The sequence below is a fragment of the Rhizobacter sp. genome (assembly GCF_031412495.1).
GTDB lineage: Bacteria > Pseudomonadota > Gammaproteobacteria > Burkholderiales > Burkholderiaceae_C > Schlegelella_A.
The window spans coordinates 1-6,360 of record NZ_JANODC010000197.1 but is presented as its reverse complement, the minus strand read 5'-3'; the positions used below and the strand labels follow the sequence as shown (position 1 = coordinate 6,360).

Below are 6,360 nucleotides of genomic sequence, written 5' to 3'. Positions count from 1 at the left end.
TGCACGACGTGAAGACGAAGACGCGCTGAACAGGTCAGACCGGCAGCGGGCAAGCTCGACCAACCCTGGGTGGCACTCGATCGGCAGTGACCACGCGATAGGGATGGAGCCCCGCTGAGCAGTTCGCATCTGGGCCCGCACCGCACAGCGCACTTGCCCGGTGCAACAAGGCCGTCTGTAGAGTGGCAGTCTGTTCTCTGTCCAGTCCGGCTTCGACTACTCGTCAGGCTCAACAAAGACCGCTAAAGAGGAAGCTGAAGAGTTGACTACTTCGGAAGTCCCTGTAAGGGGTTAGGCGACGCGCTCACCGCACTACCCACCCGCCGCAAACAGGAAACACTTGGCCGACGAAGCAGCTTGCTGCTGGACTACAGAGGTAGGCAGCAAACTGCGCATCTTCACGCGCTGATACAAGGCGGCCGAGCGGTACTTCCCGTTTGAGCCGTTCCTGGAAACGAGGGTTGGCCTGGACCTCTGGCGGGAAGTAGGTCGGGTTATCGACAAAGTTCTGTGCGATGGCATTGACCTGGATGTTGTGCGGCGCGAGTTCGACGCCGACCGCCTGGACGTACGCCAGCTGGGCACCCCGTGCCGCGCTGTAAGTAGAAGCCCGCTTCATGCCTCGCAGCGCGGAGGCGCTACCGATGACCAGCACCTTGCCCGACCGGCGCAACATCATCTCTGCTGTGGCGGCGCGGATCAATCGTGGAAGCGGATCGACGAGGGCAGCGAACACTTCGCGCCACTCGCGGTCCGAGACTTCGGTGACCGGGGTTACCGGTGCCATGTGAGCGAGGTTGGCAACGAGGATGTCGATGTGCCCGGCATCGCGGACGACCTGTGCAGGCGCGTCGAGAGCGGAGAGCGACGCGACGCTTGCGACGATCTCGGCCCCTTGTTCACGGAATACATCACACAGTGCGGGTCCCATGAACTCCAAAGACTGAGTGATGAGGACACGTTGACCCAGCAGAGCGTCTCGCATGCGATTGCCTTTGTCCGCGTTGCCTAGCGTGATTTCGGCGACATCGTTTGTCCAGTTTACTGGTGAAAGTGGACGTGGCCGGGCCGGCTCACCGTCCCAAGCAACTGCAGTTGCTGTCGAAGCTGTCCAGCTCGATAGAAAAAGTGGACGAGTGCGGATGCGGGAAAGTGGACAACGCGTCACCGCGCCGAAGCATCGGCGACGTCCGAAATCGCTACTGGAAATGCGCCAGCATCCGCTCCAGCGCCATCGTGAACGGCATCTGCATGAGCGGCAGGGTCAGCAGGATGCCGACGAGGCCGACGCCCAGCGTGATCGGGAAGCCGATCGCGAAGATGTTCATCTGCTGAGCCACGCGCGAGATGACGCCGAGCACGAGGTTGGTGAACAGCAGCATCGCGATCAGCGGCAGTGCGATCCACAGGCCCAGGCTGAAGATCTCCATTCCCCAGCGCTGCGGCTCCACCGCGCGGAGGAAGGCGAACGGCTCGGCACCGACCGGGAAGGCGGTGAAGCTCTGCACGATGGCGGCGATGACGAGCAGGTGGCCGCCGCTGACGATGAACAGCCACGCGATCGTCACGCCGAAGAAGCGGCTCACGGCGGTCTGCTCGCCGCCGGTCATGGGGTTGAAGAAGGCGGCGAAGTTGAGGCCCATCTGCAGGCCGATGATCTCGCCAGCGAATTCGACCGCGGCGAAGACGATCCGTACCGCGAAGCCGAGCGACAGGCCGATCAGCACCTGCTGCAGCACCGTCAGCAGGCCGTTGGCCGAGTCGAGGGCGACCGGCTCGATCGGCGGGATCGAGGCCTGGGCGCAGACGGCGACGAGCAGTGCCAGGCCGATGCGCAGGCGCATCGGCACGCTGCGCTGGGCCAGGACGGGCAGGGCGCTGAAGAGCGCCAGCACGCGCAGGAACGGCCACAGGACCGGCGTCACCCAGGCCAGGACCTGGGCTTCGGTGAAGGTCAGCATCGGTGCGGCAGGGGCGCGGCCTGCGGGCCCCCTCAGCCCACCACCGACGGGATGGCCTGCAGGGTGCGTTGCAGGAACTCGACCAGCGTGGTCAGCATCCACGGCCCGGCGACGACGAGCACCGCCACCGCGGCGACGATCTTCGGCACGAACGACAGCGTCGCCTCGTGGATCTGCGTCGCCGCCTGGAAGATGCTGACGACCAGGCCCACCGCGAGGACGGTCAGGAGCACCGGCGCGGCGACCATCAGCAGCATGTAGAGGCTCTGCTGGCCGAAGGTGAAGACCTGCTGCGAGTCCATGGGCCTACGTCACGAAGCTGGCCGCGAGCGAGCCGAGGAGGAGGTTCCAGCCGTCGGCGAGCACGAACAGCATCAGCTTGAACGGCAGGGCGATCAGCACCGGCGACAGCATCATCATGCCGAGCGACATCAGCACGCTGGCGACGATCATGTCGATGATGAGGAAGGGCAGGAAGACGAGGAAGCCGATCTGGAAAGCGCTCTTCAGCTCGCTCGTCACGAAGGCCGGCACCAGCACCTTGAACGGCACGTCGGCCGTCTTCACCGCGGGGTCGATCTTGGCCAGGCGGGCGAACAGCATCACATCGGTCTGCCGCGTCTGCTTCATCATGAATTCGCGCACCGGGCTCTCGCCGCGCCTGAGCGCCTCGTCGAAGGCGATCTTGTTTTCCGAGAAGGGCTGGTACGCGTCGGCGTAGACCTTGTCGATGGTCGGGCCCATGATGAAGAAGGTCAGGAAGAGCGACAGGCCGATGACCACCTGGTTCGGCGGCGCCGCCTGCGTGCCGATCGCCTGGCGCAGCAGGCTGAGGACGATGACGACGCGGGTGAAGCTCGTCATCAGCAGCAGGACGGCGGGCAGGAAGCTGAGCGCGGTGAAGAAGAGGAGCGTCTGCACCGGCACCGAATAGCTCGTGCTGCCGCCGCTGCTGCCGACGAGGAGCGGCAGCGACGCGCCGCCGGGGGCCGGCTGCGCCACGGCGACGTCGGGGAGGGCCGCGAATGCCGCGACGGCGGCGACCGGCAGCGCCTGCAGCACGCGGCGCAGGAAGACCATTCGTTCAGACGTCACTCGTCTTGCCCGGATCGGTGCCGCGCAGGCGGCCGAGAAGCTGCGCGAAGGGGGGCGGCTGCACGCCGTGCGAAGGGGGAGCCAGGTCGGCGACGGGTGCCATCGAATGCAGGGTCGTGATCGTGGTCGGCGTGATGCCCAGCACCAGCCAGCGGCGCTCGTCCCCGGCGCCCACTTCCACCGTCACGATGCGCTGGCTCGTCGACAGCGGCAGGACGGCGACGCTGCGCAGGATGCCCGTGGTGCCGGCGCCGCCCAGCGGCGTGCGTTTCAGGAACCACAGGGCCACCGGGATCATCGCGATGATCGCGACGAACCACAGCAGCGAGTTCAGGCCGGAGGGCATGGGCAGCTAGCCGCGGCTCAGGCGGCGCATGCGCTCGCTGGGTGTGACGATGTCGGTCAGGCGGATGCCGAACTTCTCGTTGACGACGACCACCTCGCCCTGGGCGATCAGGTAGCCGTTGACCAGCACGTCCATCGGCTCGCCGGCCATGGCCTCGAGCTCGACCACCGAGCCCTGTGCCAGCTGCAGGATGTTCTTGATCGGGATCCGCGTCCGGCCGAGCTCGACCGTGAGCTGCACCGGGATGTCCAGGATCATGTTGATGTCGTTGCCGGCCGTCGAGCCCGTCGTCGGCGCGAAGTTGGCGAACGACGCCGGCGAGACCTGGTCGTGGGCGACCTCCGAGGCGGTCTCGCCACGGCCGTCGACCGCGGCCCACTCCGCGGCAGCGTTGTCGGCGGGCATCGCGCCCTGGGTGTTGTCAGTGGACATGGTTTTCTCCGAGCCAGCCTTCGCGCGAGCCGGCCAGCAGTTGATCGACCTTGAGGGCGTACTTGCCGTTCGAGGTCCCGTAATGGCATTCGAGCACCGGCACGCCGGCGACCTTGGCCTGGATCGCCTGGTGCAGGTCGAGCTCGATGAAGTCGCCCGCCTTCAGCGCCAGCAGCTGCTCGACCGTGGCCGGCGCCTGCGCCAGCTCGGCCACCAGCTCGACCTCGGCCGACTGGATCTGCTGCGTCATCAGGTTGACCCAGCGCCGGTCGGGCGCGTTCGAGCCGCCCTGCATCGTCGAGTAGAGGATGTCGCGGATCGGCTCGAGGGTGGCGTAGGGGATGCAGAAGTGGATGGTGCCCGTGGCCTCGCCGATCTCGAGCGTGAACGAGGTCGAGACGACCATCTCGGAGGCGGTCGCGATGTTCGCGAACTGCGGCTGCATCTCGGAGCGCACGTACTCCAGCTCGAGCGGGTAGATGCCGTCCCAGGCGCGCTTGTAGTCGGCGGTGACGACGTCGAGCAGGCGGCGGATGATGCGCTGCTCGGTGGCCGAGAAGTCGCGACCCTCGATCCGCGTCGCGTACTTGCCGGCGCCGCCGAACAGGGCGTCGATGACGGCGAAGACCAGCGGCGGATCGCAGACGACCAGGCCCAGCCCGCGCAGCGGCTTGACGGCGACGATGTTGAAGTTGGTCGGCACCGCGATCTCGCGCAGGAAGGTGCTGTACTTGTGCACGTGCATCGAGCCGATCGCCACTTCCGGGCTCTTGCGGATGAAGTTGAAGAGCCCGGCGCGGATGTTCTTGGCGAAGCGCTCGTTGATGATCTCGAGCGTGGGCATGCGCTCGCGGACGATCCGGTCCTGGTTGACGAGGTCGTAGCTGCGCACGCCGTCGACGCTGGCCGCCTCCGGCGCCAGCGAGTCACTCTCGCCGGCGATGCCCTGCAGCAGCGCGTCGACCTCGTCCTGGGTCAGGATCTGCTCGTTCATCGCAGCGCCCGCCGGGTCGTCGCCAAGGGCGCGGCCGCCCCCTCGGGTGGCAGCGAACGAAGTGAGCGTGGGGGCGTCATTGGATGATGAAGCTCGAGAAATGAACGTGCTGGATGGGATTGCGCTGCGCCGGGCGGCGCGGGCGCGGCTGCGGCTTGGGCTGGGCGGCCAGGTCGTCGGCGCTGGCCGCTGCAGGCACGGCGCTGGCCGCGGCGGAGGCGGCTGCCGATGCGGCGCTGCTCGCTGCGGCCTCGGCCACGGCAACCGGACCCGGCATCGTGCTCACCGGCTCCGGCACGGCCGCTTCGATCCCCATCGGCCGGACGGCCTCGCGCATGATCTCCTGCGCGAGCTGCTCCTTGCCGGCGCGGTCGAGCAGCTCGCGCGAGGTCTTGTTGGCCAGCACCATCAGGATGGCGTTGCGGACCGAGGGCATGTAGGCCTTGATCTGCTCGCCGGCGGCGCCGTTGTCGAGCTCGAAGGTGATGCCGATCTGCGCGAAGCGGTCGACGTCGCGGTCGGCCAGGTTGACGACGAAGGGATCGAGGGGCAGGTAGACGGGCGCGTTCTTCGGGTCGATCCGGCTCGCGCTGGTGTCGGCGAGGGCCGTGTCCTCGTCGCCCGCGCCGGCCGCGGCTCGCGCCGCGCGCTGCTTGAGGAAGAAGACGGCACTGGCGCCGACCAGCAGGACGAGGACCAGGATCGCTGCGCCGATGACGAGGAGCTTTTTCTTCCCCCGCCCGGCAGGGGCGGCGCCGGCGGCGGGGTCGGCGATCACAGCAGACATCGAAGCTCCTTCAGGGCCCGGGCCCGGCACGGCGGCCGGCGCCAGACGCCCGGCGCGGGCTGCGCAGGACGGCTGGCATGAAGGAAATTATGAAAAGCGAGGGCCGCGGGCAAGGCGCGATAAGCGGTGCTTTTCGCAGCCAGTCGCGCCGCCCCGGCGAGCTCGCCTGGCTCTAGGCGTAGACGTCGACTCCGCCGGCGGCGACGCGTCGGGCGGAGCGGGCGATCTGCCCGCCGTCTTGCGCTTCTGCGCCGTCGGCGGATGCGACGCCCGGCGGCGGTGCCCCCGCGTCGCCGCGGTCGTGCTGGCCCGCGTGCTGCGAGACGCCCCCGCCCGAGAGCGTGAAGCCGGCCTCGCGCAGGGCGCTGGCCAGCTCGGGCAGGCCGGCTTCGATCGCCTGCCGCGTCTGGGCAAGGTCGGCGCCGAACTGCACCTGGGCGTCGGTGCCGTCGAGCTGGATCCGGATCGACACCGGTCCCATCTCGGCCGGGTTGAGGTGCAACTCGGCTTCGTGCACGCCGCCGCGGGCGAGCAGGCTCACGTGCACGCCGAGCGCGCTCGCGAAGGCGGGCGAATCGACGGGGGTGGGCAACGTGAGGGGGGTTGCTGTGGTTGCGCCGGACGGTGCCGCTTCGCCGGCCGCGGCCGGCCCGGCGAGCGGCGCGGCGTGCAGACCGGCAGGCATCGGCAGCTCGAACGCGGGCCGGGCGGGCGCGGCCTCGCTCGGCCGTGCCAGCCCGGCCGG

At 68.4% G+C, this 6,360-nt stretch carries 9 protein-coding genes; all 9 read right to left on the bottom strand.

Annotation, left to right across the window (positions count from 1 at the left end):
- Positions 1-304 precede the first annotated feature (304 nt).
- On the bottom strand, positions 305-985 hold the full coding sequence (locus tag AC30N0_RS07350) for an SDR family oxidoreductase (RefSeq protein WP_489517274.1): 681 nt from the start codon (positions 983-985) through the stop codon (positions 305-307).
- A 214-nt stretch (positions 986-1,199) separates the two neighbouring features.
- A complete protein-coding gene (gene fliR, locus AC30N0_RS07345) occupies positions 1,200-1,961 on the bottom strand; it encodes a flagellar biosynthetic protein FliR (RefSeq protein WP_489517273.1) in 762 nt (253 codons plus the stop codon).
- 32 nt (positions 1,962-1,993) lie between these two features.
- Positions 1,994-2,263 carry a flagellar biosynthesis protein FliQ gene (gene fliQ / locus AC30N0_RS07340; protein ID WP_489517272.1) on the bottom strand — a complete coding sequence of 90 codons (270 nt, stop codon included), beginning with the start codon at positions 2,261-2,263 and terminating at the stop codon, positions 1,994-1,996.
- A 4-nt stretch (positions 2,264-2,267) separates the two neighbouring features.
- Positions 2,268-3,041, bottom strand: coding sequence for a flagellar type III secretion system pore protein FliP (fliP, locus tag AC30N0_RS07335; RefSeq protein ID WP_489517275.1), 774 nt, complete (start codon positions 3,039-3,041; stop codon positions 2,268-2,270).
- 4 nt (positions 3,042-3,045) lie between these two features.
- Positions 3,046-3,402, bottom strand: a complete 357-nt coding sequence (locus AC30N0_RS07330; protein ID WP_489517271.1) for a FliO/MopB family protein — start codon at positions 3,400-3,402, stop codon at positions 3,046-3,048.
- Positions 3,403-3,408: 6 nt separating this feature from the next.
- The gene (fliN, locus tag AC30N0_RS07325) at positions 3,409-3,834 is read right to left on the bottom strand and encodes a flagellar motor switch protein FliN (RefSeq protein ID WP_489517270.1); all 426 of its coding nucleotides are present in this window, start codon (positions 3,832-3,834) and stop codon (positions 3,409-3,411) included.
- Complete coding sequence (gene fliM / locus AC30N0_RS07320) at positions 3,824-4,828, bottom strand: flagellar motor switch protein FliM (RefSeq protein ID WP_489517269.1); 1,005 nt, start codon at positions 4,826-4,828, stop codon at positions 3,824-3,826. Before fliM ends, fliN begins: the two co-directional genes overlap by 11 nt.
- Positions 4,829-4,904: 76 nt before the next feature.
- A complete protein-coding gene (locus AC30N0_RS07315; RefSeq protein ID WP_489517268.1) occupies positions 4,905-5,615 on the bottom strand; it encodes a flagellar basal body-associated FliL family protein in 711 nt (236 codons plus the stop codon).
- A 172-nt stretch (positions 5,616-5,787) separates the two neighbouring features.
- Positions 5,788-6,360, bottom strand: a 573-nt coding sequence (locus AC30N0_RS07310) for a flagellar hook-length control protein FliK (RefSeq protein WP_489517267.1), incomplete at its 5' end; no start/stop codon positions are given.